The organism is Oceanobacillus bengalensis, assembly GCF_003628445.1.
Classification (GTDB): domain Bacteria; phylum Bacillota; class Bacilli; order Bacillales; family Amphibacillaceae; genus Oceanobacillus; species Oceanobacillus bengalensis.
The window spans coordinates 22715-38985 of record NZ_RBZO01000006.1; the positions used below are offsets into that span (position 1 = coordinate 22715).

Here is a 16271-nt window from a genome sequence, read left to right on the forward strand (position 1 = left end):
TTCCTTCCTAATGGCACAGTGAACACGTCCCCTTGTCCCTTAACTAAAGTATTTCTTTGCCAATTTTTCTGCCGTTCGTGTTGCTAACGCTTGAGCAGTCAACGTTGGGTTCACTCCTCCACCACTATTAGGCTCGACACTAGAGTCAGCGATGAAAAGCCGTTTTACTTGGTATGCTTCACAATTGGTATCTACAACAAAACCCATACGCATGGTGGTTAGGATATGGGCAAATAAGTTAGCGGGCCAATCAGTACGGATAATTTTCTTCGCTCCAGCTTTACGTAAAATATCTGCAGTGATTTTGGCTAACTCATTTCTCTTCTTCGTATCTTGCTTGCTAGGCGTGTACTGGATCACAGGAGCGGCTCCATGCTCATCTTTAACGAAAGGATCAACGGTAACACCATCCCTTTTATTGGGCTGATCATCAGTTAGGATCAAGAAGCTTAACGTGTTTCGGTAACTATCCATCCACTCTTTTAATTCATTCCCTACAACTCTTCCTTGTAAATCCCAAGGTACATCAGGAGATTGCTTTAGCTTAGAAGCATAGCCACTTTGACTGAAACCAAAAGTTAAGAAAGAAGTTAACCCAGGGCTGAGTCCAGATGGTTGAATACTTCCCAGTCCCGGATAATCCAACCTGGCAGCTGATGTATGGCCAACAAATGGATTTACGTTCTGATTACCCAATATACGCATGAGATCCTTTTCATCAAAAACCCCTGTCATCCAATCCCAATAATTATTCGTTAAACCTCTACCAACCCATTCATTAGAAGGTAGATCTGAATTTAGCCAAAGTCTTGGATTTTCTATACTACCTGCCGCCATGACAATGGCTTTTCCGTACAATTCCCCGACTTCACCTGTCCATGTATCTCTGAACTTGACTCCAATCGCCTTTACGCCTTCCTCTGGATGATTCTCGGTTAAAATTTTTGTTGTAAAAGTGTTTGGCCGAATTTCTACATTCCCTGTCTTAAGTGCTAGAGGGATATAACTAACGTTGGTCGAACGTTTGGCTACTTTATCAACTGATGGCCCATATGGACAGCCATTGATACAATGACCGGCTAGTGTACATCCCTCCATATGGGACAATTGATGAAGGCTAGTATTTGGATCCATCAACCGTTCATTAGGAGGTAAAATGGCATTCGGTTGCGGTCGGTAACCAGGAGAAGTAGGGTTTAAGGTATCTATTAATGACCATCCAGCCTTTTCAGCTCCATAGTAAAACAATTCCTCTTTTGACGTGGTAGGGGCAAATTGAACTGGCAGTGTATGTTCAACCTTTTCATAATAGGGAATTAATTCCGAGTAGGAAATTGGCCAGTCATCAACCGCTGAGGCAAAAGCTCGCGGTGAGTTTGCCCAGTAATGTTGTGTTGACCCTCCTACACCAGAGGCTTGCCAAGCCATTCCATGTTCAGGGATATTTCGATACCATACTGACTGGCGGCGATCTGCTGGCCCAAAGCGGAAGCGGCCAGAAACAACATCATTCATTGTATTTTCTTGTCTGTTATATTGATGACGTAAGAGGTTAACATCTAAGTCGGATGGATTTGAACTGCTGACGGAGCCACGATGCTGATTAGGTTCTTTCCATTGTTTATTTCCATACCAAGGACCGGCTTCAAGGACTGTGACCTTGACTCCTAGTTCGCCTAACTCCTTAGCAACAACCGCACCTCCAGCTCCAGCTCCAATTAATATTACGTCTGCATCAATTGACAACCAGATTCCTCCTTTCCAGTTTGAGCTTGCAAGATAGGGAGACAAGCTCTCCGTTCCAATTAGACAGTGATTACGTCCCCACGTCTCAGAAATATTTGTTTGCTAAGTGTTCGGCTGTTCTAGTGGCTAATGCTTGTGTAGTTAAGGTTGGATTGGGGCCGCCCAAGGAATTATAATCTGCGCTATTGTCGGCTATATAGAGACGTTCGACCTGATAAGCTTCGCATGATGTATCAACGACGTAACCCATCCGCATCGTGCTTTGTAAATGAATATAGTAATTTGGTGGAAGGTCACTTCGGTGAATCTCTTTCGCACCAGCTTTCCGTAACATATCTGTGGCGATTTTTACTAATTGTTCTCTTCTCATTTTTGATTTTTCACTTGGTGTATAATGTACAAGTGGTATTGCACCATGTTCATCTTTAACATGTGGATCTAACTCCACTCTATTGTGAAATTGTACCTCGTCATCTGTAATGACTGAAAGTGTGAGCGTTCTTCTGTAACCCTTCATTGCTTCTTCCAGTTCAGAACCAACGAGTCTACCTCGACTTTCCCACATCTCTTGATTGGACTCCCCGAGGCTATTATAACCGTACTCGCTAAAAGCAAAAAGAGTCTGAGCGGAAATACCAGGGCTTTCCCCAATATTTTCAATCATACCGAGACCAGGATAATCAAGCCGTGCTCCTGATGTATGACCAACGAATGGATTAATGGATGGACTTCCGATAATTTCCGTTAATGTTTCCTCATCAAAAGTTCCTGTAACCATGTCCATATAATGGTTTGTCAGACCACGACCTACCCAAGGATTATGAGGCAATTCAGAGTTCAACCAAAGTCGTGGTGTTTCGATACAACCAGCTGCCATCACAACCACTTTTGCACGCAATTCTTCCGTTTCACCAGTCCACGTATCACGAACTTGAATGCCTACTGCACGTTTGCCTCGTTTGACATCATTTTCAGTTAATACTTTTGTGACAAACGTATTTGGTCTGAACGTCACATTTCCGGTCTTCATTGCAAGAGGAACATAACTGACATTTGTTGAACGTTTCGCCATCTTTTCGTACGTCGGCCCATATGGACAGCCTTGCCCACAATGCCCACTTAGTGTACAACCTTCCATATGACTTATTTCTTCCATAGAATAATTTGGATCCATTAGATGCTCATTTGGTGGCAGAATTGCATTTGGTTGTGGCCGATAACCACTACTCGTTACATCCAATGTTTTATTTAAGGAAAAACCTGACTGTTCAGCTGCATAATAAAAAAGTGCCTCTTTCGATGTTGTTGGCGCAAATTCGACTGGTAATGTTTTTTCCACCTTTTCATAATAGGGGATAAGGTCAGCGTAATTAATTGGCCACTCATTATCGATTGCATGGGGAAAAGCCCTTAGTGAGTTTGCATAGTAATGAATCGTGCCACCCCCGATACCAGCAGTCTGCCATAGGATGGTCGGGTCAGGAATGTTCCTGTACCATGGTCCGCGCCTCCGGTCGGCTGATCCCCATCGGAATTTACCACTAACGAAATCATTCATATCATTTTCAAGTCTTGTTATCTGTTTACGATAAAGCGCCCCATCCAAATCATTTGGATTGGAACTTTCTTTTTCCTCACCACGATTTTCATTAGGGTTGGGCCAGTTTTTATTTCCATACCAAGGACCTGCTTCAAGTACTAATACACGGATTCCAAGTTCACCAAGCTCTTTGGCAATAACTGGTCCGCCGCCACCAGCTCCAATAACAATCACATCAGGATCTGTCTTCATTTTCACCCTCTTTTCTGTCTGTTCTCGAAAAACACGACTTTACGCCAATGATAGCGAAAGTCGATGTTTTTCTTAGGACTTAATCTACTTCTTTCGCTTTTACTTCTTCATATTCTATTAACATGCCACGGAAATCACGGTAGCCCAATGACACCCCAGGATAACCAACTTGTTGCCAACCCCAAGGGAAAAATTCTAGGCGTCGGTCATCTGGTGGATACAAACGTGTAGTTCCATAAGCTGGCCACTCAGAATAATAACCGAACATGGCGAAGCGATTTAGAGCATCGATAACGTGTTTGATCAAACCGCCATTATTTTGAAATGGAGACGGCAACAAGTAAAGGTCGAACGCTAGATTTTCCAATGCAGATAATGTTTGAATTCGGTCTTCCCGGGAAAGGCGAGAAAACATTCCTCCCCCAGGAAATTGGATTTGCGGAGAGGCTTGGGCTCGCCCAGTATTCACAAGCTGTGTTGCTGCCTCATCTAACATGATTGCTGTAGGGTAAGCGAGGGGGAGGGTAATGTGATGCAACTGTTCTTGAATAGCAATATAATGATCCAAACCATAGATGAGGTATTCATGAACCCCCATATCTGTAATATTGATAGGTGATTCGTATCCAATCCTGCGTGTTGACGGGACTAAAGAATCAGTAAGCGCCCGAAAAGTAGCCTGCAAATAAATTTTTGTTTGAGAATTTGAATCGATGATGTTTCACCTCTTTCTAGTTTTACAGAATAGTAATATTGTATTGTTTCATGTAGCTTTTTATGATTTAAACTGGAAGGCTTTCTATCATTTTGAAGGAATAGGAAAACGTAATGGTTCACATGGAGAAATAGCCTATCACTCCTTTAAAAGATAAAAGCGGAGGATAAGCATGATTATTAGGGTTATGATTTTTGTGTGGTAATTCTAAAGTCTTTACATATCTCTTTTCGGGTATAACACGATTGGGGTTGTCTTACATGATTAATTATCGCTATTCAGTAAGTTGGCAAAGTTTCTTTTCATGTTGGATTCTAATTCTTTTATATCGTTTCCTATTCGCGATACCATAGTAAGATTAGCTTATCAATAATTAAAGGTAGGCTACCTATTAAAAGGTTAGTAGCAGAAATGAGAAACCACCTGTGAAATTTATTACGAATTTCGCAGGTGTTTTTTTTCGTACCTATCCTAGTTTTAGGGTGTGAGCAAGACAAGACTATAATATTAATACATACGACAAGTGACAGGCACCGATGTTTGGTGGATTCGTAGTGAAACAGAGGGGAGGCACTCCGTCCTTGGGTCACGAGTACGTTCCAAGACTGGAGTGCTTTTCCCTAAACACTCAAGCCCACCACATATCTCCAACAGATTCTTTAACCATAATAGGTTTGAGTGTACTAACCGCTTTGGTAAATCCCTCATCTATAGACATCAGTCCATCCTCATGTTCGATGCTAACGACATAATCATATCCATAAAGCCGTAGTGTACTGAGCATATCAATCCATTCTTTAGAATCATGGCCAAATCCAACCGTGCGGAAATACCAGGCACGATTTTGCATATCAGAATAGGATGTCATGTCGATTAAACCATTTCGATTTACATTTGGTTGGTCGATAATGGTATCCTTCGCATGGAAGTGATGAATCGCATTTTCACGACCCAATATTTTTATTGACTCAACAGGATCAATGCCTTGCCACCACATATGGCTCGGATCTAGGTTGGCTCCGATTGCTGGACCACATGCTTCTCGTAATCGTAGCAAAGTTGCTGGGGTATGTACCGAGAAACCTCCATGAAGCTCAAGGCCTATTTTTACATTGTGCGATTCAGCAAAAGCGGCTTTTTCCTTCCAGTATGGAATGATTTTCTCTTCCCATTGCCATTTTAAAATATCCTGAAAGTCATTTGGCCACGGTGCGACAGGCCAGTTGGGATGTATAGCATCCTCATGATCTCCTGGGCAACCAGAGAACGTATTTACGACAGGAATTCCAAGTTTGTTCGCTAGCTTCACCGTTTTGGTGAATAAGGTATCCGCTTCTTCAGCAATTTTCTTTTGTGGATGAAGTGGGTTGGAATGGCAACTTAAGGCACTAACAATTAATCCTCTACTCGTAATTTTCTCCATAAAATCCATCTGCTTCTGTTCATCTGCTAGTAATTCATCTACCTTACAATGGGCATCTCCAGGATAGCCACCCGTACCAATTTCAACCGCCTCTATTCCTTTAGCGGCTACATGATCAAGCATATCTTCCAGATTTTTATCAGAAAATAAAACAGTAAAAACTCCTAATTTCATGAAATAACCTCCTCCTTTGTAATCCGTTACATCCATTATACATAAAATTTTGTAAAATCAACACATTTATTCATTGTTTTCTAAATTTTATTAAAATTGTGTTGACAAAGGGGTTGTTAGATTTTAAAATCAAATTGTAATCGATTACAAATGGCTTTATTTGAAAGAAGGAATCATCATGGCTAATATCCAACAGATTGCTAGGAAGGCAGGGGTGTCTGTTGCAACGGTTTCAAGAGTATTAAATAATGCAAACTTAGTAACTCCCCAGACAAGAAGTAAAGTAGAGAGTGCGATAAAAGAATTAAATTATGAACCAAGTATGCTTGGTAGAAATTTACGAAACTCAGAAAGTCGTCTAATGCTTGTGCTACTTCCTAGTATTTCTAATCCCTTTTACAACGAGATTATTAATGGCATCCAAAACACTGCAATTGCAAATAACTACAATATCCTCCTATGCGAAACAGACTCCAAGGCCGAACGGGAAAACATTTATCTGAATATGATTAAAAATAAACTCGCTGATGGTGTTATCTCGATGGACCCGACCATCAACATGGAAAAGCTGAATGAGTTAGCAGAAAATCACCCAGTTATTCTCTGTAGTGAGTATGAAGAAGGGGGAAGCATTCCGTACATTACGACGGATAGTGAGTTAGCGGCTTATCAAGCGGTTAAGTATTTAATACAACTCGGGAATGAAAAGATTGCACTTATTAATTCAGATGAAAAGTTTCTTTATGCTAGACTTCGCCGGGCTGGGTATGAAAGAGCATTAAAAGAATTTAATCTTCCTATCCGTGATCAATGGATCTATCACACGAAAGACTTGGAATTCCAAGACGGTGTGCAGGCGATGAGAATGCTCCTTCAGCTAGAAGAGAGGCCACAAGCTGTGTTTGCTGTTTCTGATACATTAGCAATTGGGGCGTTAAAAGCTTTAAACAGTGGCGTGCAAGCCTTTGAATCTATTGCGGTTGTGGGCTTTGACAATATAAGTTTCTCCAATATGACAAACCCTACCCTTACGACCGTCTCACAGCCAATGTATAAAATGGGTTGTCTTGCAGCAAACATGCTAATGAGCAGTATTAAGGGGGAGAAGGTAGAAAACATTGTTCTAGATCATGAGTTAATTATTCGCGAGTCTACGATGGGATAGGAGGATTTCAAATCAAACAAAGAGGAGGTAGGTATCGTTCCATGAAGTTTAATGTAGGGATTATTGGCTGTGGATCGATTACACGATTCCGTCATGCACCAGAGTACAAAGCAAATCCACATGTAGAGGAAATCATCTTCTATGATCGAAATATCGAAAGAGCAGAGCGGTTAGCTAAAGAATTTGGTGGAAGAGTCGCTAAAAAGTTAGAAGACTTACTAGACGATCCGACCATTGTTGCGATTAGTGATTGCTCCTCTAATGAAGCCCATCATATCAATACATCGAAAGCATTATTAAGTGGGAAGCATGTGTTATGTGAAAAACCATTAGCGATAAGTGTAAAGCATGCGGAGGAAATTGCCCTTGCAGAACGCCAATCTGGAAAGAAATTAATGGTTGACCACAATCAACGTTTTACAAAAGCGCATCAAAAAGCTAGGGAAATTTTAGATAAAAAAGAGCTAGGCGAGGTGCTTACCTTTAAGACAACATTTGGACACAAGGGACCAGAAGGCTGGGGAGCTACGAAATCAAATGCGACTTGGTTTTTTAAAAAGGAACGTTCACACTACGGTGTTGCCGGTGATTTAGGTATTCATAAAATCGATTTAATCCACTACTTATTAAACGACGTAATCGAGGATGTGCATGCATTTACGGCAGCACTTGATAAGGTAGATGAACAAGGAAATTCGATTGAGGTTTGTGACAATGTCGTTTGTGCATTAAGAACGAAAAAAGGGAGATTGGGTACAGCATCCTTCTCTTGGACTTATTACGGATCCGAGGATAACGCGACAACAATTTACTGCCAAAAGGGGATTATCAAAATCTATCAACAACTTGATGCACCGCTTATCGTTGAGAAAATTGATGGAAAGATAATCAAATATGAAATAGAGCAAATGCAAACGAATGACAACCAAACCAATACTGGTGTGATTGATGCTTTTATTAAGTGTATCGTGGCCGACGAAACGCCACCAGTAACAAGTCGGGAGGCGATTGCCTCTTTGCAAGTAGTTGAAAAAATCCTTCGCTCCGAATAAATAGAAGAGGTTATACAAGAATTATATTCTGAATAATTTGATTACTTTTATAATGTTTGTAATGGATTACAAGTGAGGGAGAGGGAACAAGATGTTCGATCAGCTTACAATTAATTCGAAGACCTATCAAGGATTATCGTTAGAGGATGCTATTAAGGGATATGGTTAAACGAGTTGGGGGTGTGGATGGATTATGCAACGAGTAGCAATTGTAGGGTTAGGCTTTATTGGTAAAACACATTTGGAAGCCTATCGGAAGGTCCCATATGCTACAGTTACAGTCATTTGCAATCGACAAGGCAGAAAGGATGAAGTTAATTTCGTTGGGACAATCGTTTCTGACTATGATGAGCTATTGCGTCGTAAGGATATTGATGTAGTTGATCTTTGTGTTCCGACATTTTTACATGAGGAATATATAACGAAGGCTGCTGAGGCAGGGAAACATATCATTTGTGAAAAACCGTTGACATTAACGGTGCAAGCAGCAAATAGAATAAAACAGGTTATCAACAAGCATGGAGTAAGGCTGTTTGTCGGACATTTGCTACGATTTTGGCCGGAATACCAAACAATAAAAGCATATAGTGAAACAGGAAAAATAAAGAATATTGACGTCGTTCACGCAAAGAGGTTAGGTCAAATTCCAAATTGGAGCGAATGGTTTCAATATCCGGAAAAAGGTGGAGGCGCCTTGTTTGATCTTCATATACATGATATTGATTTTGTGTCTTATTTGCTAGGTAAAATAGCTAGTGTTTATGCAGTCGGACAGCAAAATCAATACGGGGCATGGGAACATATTATGACAACACTCACCTTTAAAAATCAGGCAAAGGCATTTGTTGAGGCATCTCATCGAATGCCAAAGGGTTATCCGTTTACAATGTCACTACGCGCACAGTCAAGAAGCAGTGTGTTAGATTTTACATTGACAGCTGGGGAGAACATTGAGCATATCAATGATAGTCACTTGGTTTATTACGAAGAAAATCAGCTATCAGAGTTGCATGATACCCAACAAGCAGATGCGTTTCAAAATGAGTTAACTTATTTTATTGATTGCCTGGAGCACGATCAAAAGAATGACATTGTACCATTAGATGATGTTCTATACATAATTAAAGTCCTCCAAGACATTGAAAAATCACTGAAAACAGGGCAAGAAGTACAGGTTTTGTAATTGGTATATCCAAAAGGATACTTTTGACAATATTTGGAAGCGCTTTATCAGATAAAAAGTCACTGTTAATGATGGTTGATGTTTAGGACCAGAATTTCTAACGATTGGTTTCACAATATTTTCCATATAGATTTTAAAAAATTAAGGGGGTTTTTTAATTGAAAAGGTTCGTAAAATTGTTTGTTTTACTTGCATTGATTCTGGTACCGTTGCTTGCCGCATGTGCTTCAAATGATACTTCTGATGATGCTGGTGATACTGGTGATACTGGTGATGCTGAAAACACTGAAAATACTGGAGACAGTGTCGACTCTGGAGATTCAGGAGACTCAGCTGAAAAGTACAAAGTAGGTATTTTAGCACCAGCTGTGACACATGGATGGGTTGCTGCAGTTGCTTATCATGCAGAATCTCGTGCAGAGGAATTATCAGATACAATCGATTATCAAATCCATACGAGTAGTGATGCTTCCGAAATGACTGCCCAGCTAGATGACTTAATCACATGGGGAGCAGAAGCAATCGTTGCGTTCCCACAATGGGAAGGGATGGAAGTTCCAATTCAGCGTGCGTTAGATGAAGGAATTGAAGTCGTAAACTTCGATATCGCAATTGATGTCGACGGCGTGTACCGTGTTGCAGGTGATAACTATGATATGGGTGTTCAAGGAGCGAATTATATTGTTGACAAGATTGGTACGGAAGGGGAAGTTGTTATTTTAGAAGTGCCATCAGCAGGTTCTGTCTCTGAACTCCGAAAAGGTGGATTTCTTGACACGATTGAAGAAATTGCACCAGACATGAACCTTCACACCTTTGCGACACAATTTACTAGAGAAGATGGTTTAACTGATTTTGCTGATATTTTAACAAGCATGGATCATATTGATGCCGTATTATCATTGGATGACGAAACATCAGTTGGTGTCCTGCAAGCCATTAATGAAGCAGGAAGAACAGACATTCAAGTGGTAACTGGCGGTGGAGGGATGCAAGAATATTTCAAAATGATGCCAGAAAATGAAGACATTTGGATTCAATCCGCACTATACAGCCCAGCTATGGTTAAAGATGCAGTTGACATCGCAGTTGATTTACTTGAGGGAGAAGAAGTTGCAGAGGAAACAGTTATCCCTACAACAATCGTTGATAGAGATAATTACGAAGAATTCTTAGACGACGGCTCCCCGTACTAATCTGGAAGTTGCAGACCCAGGAAGGTACTGTAACGGAGTACCAGTTCTCATTAAATCAATTGAAAGAGGGGTTATGGCTATTCTTGCTATATCCTCTTCTTTTTTAACGCTGGTTTCTTACTGATCAAATGTATGAAAAAGCAGGCCTAATGAATAGGTATGCCTACTTTTAATAATGGAAGTGATTGCATGTTAATCGAAATGAAGAATATTCGAAAGTCCTTTGGGAGTAATGATGTTATCAAGGACGTGTCCTTTTCTGTCAAGGGCGGCGAGATCACCGCATTGCTCGGAGAAAATGGAGCAGGGAAATCCACCTTAATGAACATCCTTGGTGGGGTGCTTCAAATGGACGGGGGCTCTATTTTAGTAGATGGAGAGAAAGTAGACTTTGAAACACCAGCCGGTTCACTAGAAGCAGGTATTGCTTTTATTCATCAGGAGCTTAATTTAATCAATGATCTACCAATTTATGAAAATATGTTTCTTGGTCGGGAAATAAAGACGAAACGGGGAAGTCTGGACCTTAAACAAATGTATCAGCAGACAGCAGAAATATTTGAACGAATGAATGTAGATTTGGATCCAGGGAAAATGGTGCGAGATCTGGATGCATCCTATAAACAAATTGTTGAAATTTGTCGAGCGATGATGACGAACGCTTCCATTATCATTATGGATGAGCCGACCACATCGTTAACAGATACCGAGATTAAGCGCGTGTTTAAGATGATGGAAACGATGAAGGAGCAAGACGTTGGAATCATCTTTATATCGCATAAATTAAATGAAGTAAAGCAGATTTGCAATCGATACCTCGTACTTCGTGATGGAAACTTGGTGGCAGAAGGCAATGTAAGTGATGTAACCACGAAAGTACTAGCTAGCCACATGGTTGGCTATGATGTGCGAACAGAATCGTTAAGAAGAGAGAAAACGCCCGATAATGAAGATGGGGAAGAAGTATTAAGAGTGGAAGGACTGACAGATGGGGCTTCATTCAGGGATATATCCTTTTCTGTTAAAGCAGGTGAGATTGTTGGTGTGACAGGTCTACTAGGGGATGGTCGAAGCGAACTTTTCCAAGCAATCTTTGGTGCGGAGAAGCTTTTATCTGGAAAAATTTACTTAAACGGTAAGGAAGTAGAAATTAATCATACGTATCAGGCCATTAAAGAAGGAATAGCCTATCTTCCACGTAACCGTAAAGAGAATGGAATTATTAAGGATATGGATATAATCGAAAACGCCTCAATTGTAACGTGGCCGCTATTTTCAAGGCGTGGGATAATTAACATAGAGAGGCATCGCCAGACGTTTTTTGAGCAACGGGATACGTTAAGGTTAAAAATGGGAGACTTACAAGATCGTATTACAAGTCTCTCTGGCGGGAACCAACAAAAAGTCGTCTTGTCCAAATGGTTAGCTGTGAATCCAAGAATCCTCGTTCTAGATAATCCTACCCAAGGAGTCGATGTAGGGGCAAAGGAAGATATTTACGACATTATTTTAAAGCTTGCCGAACAAAATATTGCCATCATCGTGCTCTCCAGTGAAGCACAAGAAATTATTCGCTTATGTGACCTGGCACTCGTCATGTATCATGGCGTTATCCAAGGTGAGGTTCGTGATGAGTTGATGAACGAACATACCATTATGAGGTTAGCAACCGGTGGGGAGCTTGATGTAGAAAGGAGAGAACAACCATTATGAAAGCCGAATTTCAGAACACACCTCCCGTAAAGCAGAAGAAATCGTTGTTAGAAAGCTTTAAACATAAATGGTCAAATGACCCACTTTTCAGTATTTTAATTGCACTTATTGTGATGGTTATTTTGCAGACCTTAACGCTAGGTTTTGATTATGGATCCGTTGGTGAATGGTTCCAGGCTTGGATCAATAATTGGATTAATATTTTACGAAATAATGCTGGTGTCGGAATTGTTGCATTAGGGATGACCTTTGTCATTATGACAGGGGGAATTGACCTAGCTGTAGGTTCCACGATGGTTATTACAGGAGCCTTTGCGATGTATCTCCTAGATACAGGAAGTGCAGGAATCCTAGGTGCGATCGGTATTGATGGGGTTCCTGCTATTATTCTTACAATCATTTTAGTGTTAGGATTTGGCTATCTATTAGGTGCACTTATCGGTGTTACTGTCACCAAAGGGATGGTACCTCCATTTATTGCAACATTAGGTGCGATGATGATTTTCCGAAGTGTAACCCAGCATTTTGCGCAAGGGTACAACACAACGGTTCCAATGGAATTTTTACAGATATCGAGCTTTAAAATAGGAAATTTAATGATTATGCCTATCATTTATTGGGCAGTTATTGCTCTCATTCTGTACTATGTGTCGAAGCGAACGACCTTTGGAAGACAGATTATTGCGGTTGGATCGAATGAAAGAGCTGCAAAGCTATCTGGTGTTAATGTCAATAAGGTAAAGCTTCGTGTGTATGCATTGATGGGACTTCTCGTTTCAATTGCGGCAATTATTCAAGTATCCCGGATCGGTTCCATGGACTTCTCGAACGCTGGACGAGGCATGGAAATGGATGCAATTGCTGCAGCTGTTGTCGGAGGTACCAATATGCTAGGAGGAAGAGGCTTCATCCTCGGTACCGTTTACGGCATGCTCATTATTGCCGTGATGAATAACTTGCTAAATCTATTCGGCGTACCACCATTTTTACGAGAAGCATTTAAAGGAATTATCGTCATTGTTGCTGTACTGTTGCAGCGAAAGGAAAAGAGCGTTTGATTTGGTGGCCGAGAAGAAAATCAATGAAAACACCACCATATATAAAACTTAAGTTAGAAAGGTATCTGTTAGATATAGCGGTTTTTTAAATATAATAATTCGTTTATGAGAAGATGTAATCGTTCTAATCTGGTTCATCTTCGTTATGGATCATAAACAAAACGATGCATGTCTTTGATGAAATGCATCGTTTTGTTTTTCTCTAAGGCTCTTTTCGCATAATTTGTTGCCTTTTTTATAATTGACATTTTGTATAAATTGTTGATTTCTTTAATTCAGAGTTTTCCTAAATACACCGTTCCGGAAACACACTTCGCTTTCCACGGGCGGCTGATGAGCCTCCTTCGTGCTGACGCACTACGGTGTCTCATCTAGGCCTTTCCTCCCGTAGGAGTCTTCGTGTGTTTCCTCCACTGAGTTTAAGTTATAACCATTATCTCCTGCAATACGGAAAGTCAAAAAGCATTGTACTACCTTACTAGGCCGGGTGAGTGGAGGGCGGTGACTCCTGCGGGAATAGCACGAGTCCGAAGACCCCGCAGGAAGGGCTTTTCTTCCGAGGAGGGCTGAGGCCGTGCCCGCGGAAAGCATCCGCCCGGAGCGATCCCGGACGGCGAGAGTTGCTCAAAATTAAGATAATCTGAATTAAGTAATTCCACACTTTATATCAACTGTGAATCAAATTTACAATAGCTTAAAAAACAACGATCTTTTAGAAAACAGCTTACTGTTAAAATGATGGGGAAGTGATCTGTTTCCCAGTGGAACAATTGATATGAATATACTTGTAATATTAAATAGAACCTACGTTAATCGATTCGTAGTGAAGATTCGGGAGGGAATGAGCTGGAGAAGCGAAAATGGAAGATGGAAAGGGGATTGTATGAAAGGTAGGGATAAGTTCTTTCAGATATAACTAATGAATAAGCACGTGAACGGATGCAGTGCTTCTTTAGTCCATCTAAAAATGATGTATAGGACTTAAGCAAAATAAACAAGCGAACAGCAGATTTGGTTGTGCTGTCCGCTTTCTAGTTATTTTATCTCTTGTCAGATGGAGGAGTCCAGCTCAGTTGCACCGTCTATCGTTACGAAAAAAAACTTTATCCCCAAATTTCTTTCGATACATCTACAATAAATTTCAATTTTGCCCATTGCTCCTCTTCTGTTAAAATATTTCCGTGATGCGTAGAAGCAAAACCGCATTGGGGGCTAATGCAAAGTTGGTCTAAGGCTACATATTTTGAAGCTTCCTCGACACGGGCTTTGATCGATTCTTTATCTTCTATTTCGCCACTTTTAGATGTGAAGACACCTAGTACTACTTGGGCTCCATCAGCCGGGATATGTTCTAAAGGTTTGAAACCACCGGATCGTTCATCATCATATTCTAAGAAAAACCCGTCTACCTTTTCCTTCGCTAAGAAGTTAGGAGCAATTCGGTCATATGGCCCTTCAAACGCATGAGTAGATTGATAGTTTCCACGGCAAAGGTGTGTCGTAACAGTTAGGTCTTCTGGTTTCCCATCCAACACACCGTTGACTACACGTAAAGCAAGGTCTATCAATTTATCTCTTTCTAAGTCACTTTTCGCAAATGGTAGCTCTGGTGCACAAAGTCCTGCAATATACACATCATCTAGCTGCAGATAACGGCAACCAGCATCATAGAATGCCAGGATTGCGTCGCGATAGGCTTGGATAATATCTTTGGCAAAATCTTCAATGTCGGGATAAATTTCCTCATTGCGGATGCCAGCATTGAAAAATTGATTTGGACTAGGAATCGTCATTTTTGCAACTGCCCGGTCACCGACGATTTCTTTTAACTCGATAAAATCGTTTAGGTGTGGATGGTCAGGATTAAAAGAAATTTTACCAGTGACACGCACATCATATGCTTCTGTTTCAACGCCCACAAATTTATAACCATTTTCTGGCATATAGCCTTCTACACCATTTAAATGCTCCATGAAATCAGTATGCCAAAATCTGCGTCTAAATTCCCCATCCGTAACTGCCCTGAGGCCGATTTCAATTTGTTTATCAACAATTCGTTTAATTTCTTGTGTTTCTACTTCTCGTAATTCTAAAGCTGTAATTTTCCCTTCCTTAAAATCTTTTCTCGCTTGATGTAAATTGTCTGGCCTGAGTAAACTTCCTACATGATCAGCTTTAAATGGTGCTTTAACTAATGTTTTTGTCATTATAAATCCCTCTTTCTTATTTTTTTATCAAGGTAATATTGCGAATGATCTTACTGGAAATCCTGTTGCTCTTTCTGGTTTTGGAACGATATTAAAAATTACTGAACCTTTTGGTGGGAGTTGATCTAAATTCGTTAACAACTCAATTTGGTATGTATCTTGTTCCAAAACATAATACTCACCAATTAGTGACCCGTTTTTACGAAAATCACTTGCCGAATCCGTATCAAATGTTTCATGACCAACGGCTTTAATCTTTCTTTCCTCGAATAAAAATGTTAACGCATCAATTCCCCAACCAGGTACATGACTATCTCCGTTTTTATCCTTGTTCTCAAAGGACGCTTTATCAGCCCAACGTTTACTCCAATCTGTACGTAAGGCAACAAAAGTACCGGACTCAATTTTGCCATGCTCTGTTTCAAAGTCTAAAATATCAGCTACAGAAATGCTGAAATCATTGTTGGCATCTGCTTCCTTCGATTTATCAATAACGACAAGTGGTAATACAAGTTCTTTTAAACCTAGTTCCTCTAAATACCTTTGATCACGAACAAAGTGAATGGGTGCATCGATATGTGTCCCGTATTGTCCAGGAAATGTAAATCGTTGTGCAAAAAATCCATCCTCGTGTGTGAAAAGTGTCTTGAACTCCGCATCATCAAATGCTGAAAAATGTGGAGATTCAGGTCCAAACGTATGCGTTAAATCGACCCATTGTTTTTCTTTCAATACTTCAATTGCTTTAGTTAGTTCATTAGCTGTTTGTACATTTGACATTTAATCCACCTCTTTATCGTTTTGTAAATACAAAAAAACCTCTTCAATGATAAGAAGAGGGTTAGAT

Annotated in this window: 12 protein-coding genes; 6 read left to right on the plus strand and 6 right to left on the minus strand. The window is 40.4% G+C overall.

What is annotated here, in order from left to right:
- Positions 1-39: 39 nt before the first annotated feature.
- From D8M05_RS05215 to D8M05_RS05230, 4 genes are all read right to left on the minus strand, one after another.
- Positions 40-1746 carry a GMC family oxidoreductase N-terminal domain-containing protein gene (locus tag D8M05_RS05215; protein WP_121129355.1) on the minus strand — a complete coding sequence of 569 codons (1707 nt, stop codon included), beginning with the start codon at positions 1744-1746 and terminating at the stop codon, positions 40-42.
- An 85-nt stretch (positions 1747-1831) separates the two neighbouring features.
- Positions 1832-3538 carry a GMC family oxidoreductase N-terminal domain-containing protein gene (locus D8M05_RS05220; RefSeq protein ID WP_121129357.1) on the minus strand — a complete coding sequence of 569 codons (1707 nt, stop codon included), beginning with the start codon at positions 3536-3538 and terminating at the stop codon, positions 1832-1834.
- Positions 3539-3617: 79 nt separating this feature from the next.
- The gene (locus tag D8M05_RS05225) at positions 3618-4223 is read right to left on the minus strand and encodes a gluconate 2-dehydrogenase subunit 3 family protein (protein ID WP_147405157.1); all 606 of its coding nucleotides are present in this window, start codon (positions 4221-4223) and stop codon (positions 3618-3620) included.
- A 658-nt stretch (positions 4224-4881) separates the two neighbouring features.
- Entirely contained in the window at positions 4882-5850 is a 969-nt protein-coding gene (locus D8M05_RS05230; RefSeq protein ID WP_121129361.1) for a sugar phosphate isomerase/epimerase family protein, read from the minus strand.
- 178 nt (positions 5851-6028) lie between these two features.
- Between D8M05_RS05230 and D8M05_RS05235 the strand changes: the two genes are divergently transcribed.
- From D8M05_RS05235 to D8M05_RS05260, 6 genes are all read left to right on the plus strand, one after another.
- Entirely contained in the window at positions 6029-7015 is a 987-nt protein-coding gene (locus D8M05_RS05235; protein ID WP_121129363.1) for a LacI family DNA-binding transcriptional regulator, read from the plus strand.
- Between the two features lie 41 nt (positions 7016-7056).
- Positions 7057-8067 carry a Gfo/Idh/MocA family protein gene (locus D8M05_RS05240; protein WP_121129365.1) on the plus strand — a complete coding sequence of 337 codons (1011 nt, stop codon included), beginning with the start codon at positions 7057-7059 and terminating at the stop codon, positions 8065-8067.
- Positions 8068-8260: 193 nt separating this feature from the next.
- Entirely contained in the window at positions 8261-9250 is a 990-nt protein-coding gene (locus D8M05_RS05245) for a Gfo/Idh/MocA family protein (protein ID WP_121129367.1), read from the plus strand.
- Between the two features lie 158 nt (positions 9251-9408).
- Complete coding sequence (locus tag D8M05_RS05250) at positions 9409-10446, plus strand: ABC transporter substrate-binding protein (RefSeq protein ID WP_121129369.1); 1038 nt, start codon at positions 9409-9411, stop codon at positions 10444-10446.
- A 189-nt stretch (positions 10447-10635) separates the two neighbouring features.
- On the plus strand, positions 10636-12159 hold the full coding sequence (locus tag D8M05_RS05255) for a sugar ABC transporter ATP-binding protein (RefSeq protein WP_121129371.1): 1524 nt from the start codon (positions 10636-10638) through the stop codon (positions 12157-12159).
- Positions 12156-13217: an ABC transporter permease gene (locus D8M05_RS05260; RefSeq protein ID WP_121129373.1), complete on the plus strand. Its 1062-nt coding sequence runs from the start codon at positions 12156-12158 to the stop codon at positions 13215-13217. Before D8M05_RS05255 ends, D8M05_RS05260 begins: the two co-directional genes overlap by 4 nt.
- A gap of 1103 nt (positions 13218-14320) precedes the next feature.
- On the opposite strand, the gene D8M05_RS05265 is transcribed toward D8M05_RS05260, so the two are convergent.
- The gene (locus tag D8M05_RS05265) at positions 14321-15424 is read right to left on the minus strand and encodes a 5-methyltetrahydropteroyltriglutamate--homocysteine S-methyltransferase (RefSeq protein ID WP_121129375.1); all 1104 of its coding nucleotides are present in this window, start codon (positions 15422-15424) and stop codon (positions 14321-14323) included.
- 27 nt (positions 15425-15451) lie between these two features.
- The gene (locus D8M05_RS05270; RefSeq protein ID WP_121129377.1) at positions 15452-16204 is read right to left on the minus strand and encodes a cyclase family protein; all 753 of its coding nucleotides are present in this window, start codon (positions 16202-16204) and stop codon (positions 15452-15454) included.
- Positions 16205-16271: the final 67 nt, after the last annotated feature.

Excerpts from the sequence above, each read along its gene's own strand:
- D8M05_RS05220 (WP_121129357.1), bottom strand. The coding sequence starts at position 3,538 with ATGAAGACAGATCCTGATGTGATTGTTATTGGAGCTGGTGGCGGCGGA.
- D8M05_RS05230 (WP_121129361.1), bottom strand. The coding sequence starts at position 5,850 with ATGAAATTAGGAGTTTTTACTGTTTTATTTTCTGATAAAAATCTGGAA.
- D8M05_RS05235 (WP_121129363.1), top strand. The coding sequence starts at position 6,029 with ATGGCTAATATCCAACAGATTGCTAGGAAGGCAGGGGTGTCTGTTGCA.
- D8M05_RS05240 (WP_121129365.1), top strand. The coding sequence starts at position 7,057 with ATGAAGTTTAATGTAGGGATTATTGGCTGTGGATCGATTACACGATTC.
- D8M05_RS05245 (WP_121129367.1), top strand. The coding sequence starts at position 8,261 with ATGCAACGAGTAGCAATTGTAGGGTTAGGCTTTATTGGTAAAACACAT.
- D8M05_RS05255 (WP_121129371.1), top strand. The coding sequence starts at position 10,636 with ATGTTAATCGAAATGAAGAATATTCGAAAGTCCTTTGGGAGTAATGAT.
- D8M05_RS05260 (WP_121129373.1), top strand. The coding sequence starts at position 12,156 with ATGAAAGCCGAATTTCAGAACACACCTCCCGTAAAGCAGAAGAAATCG.
- D8M05_RS05265 (WP_121129375.1), bottom strand. The coding sequence starts at position 15,424 with ATGACAAAAACATTAGTTAAAGCACCATTTAAAGCTGATCATGTAGGA.
- D8M05_RS05270 (WP_121129377.1), bottom strand. The coding sequence starts at position 16,204 with ATGTCAAATGTACAAACAGCTAATGAACTAACTAAAGCAATTGAAGTA.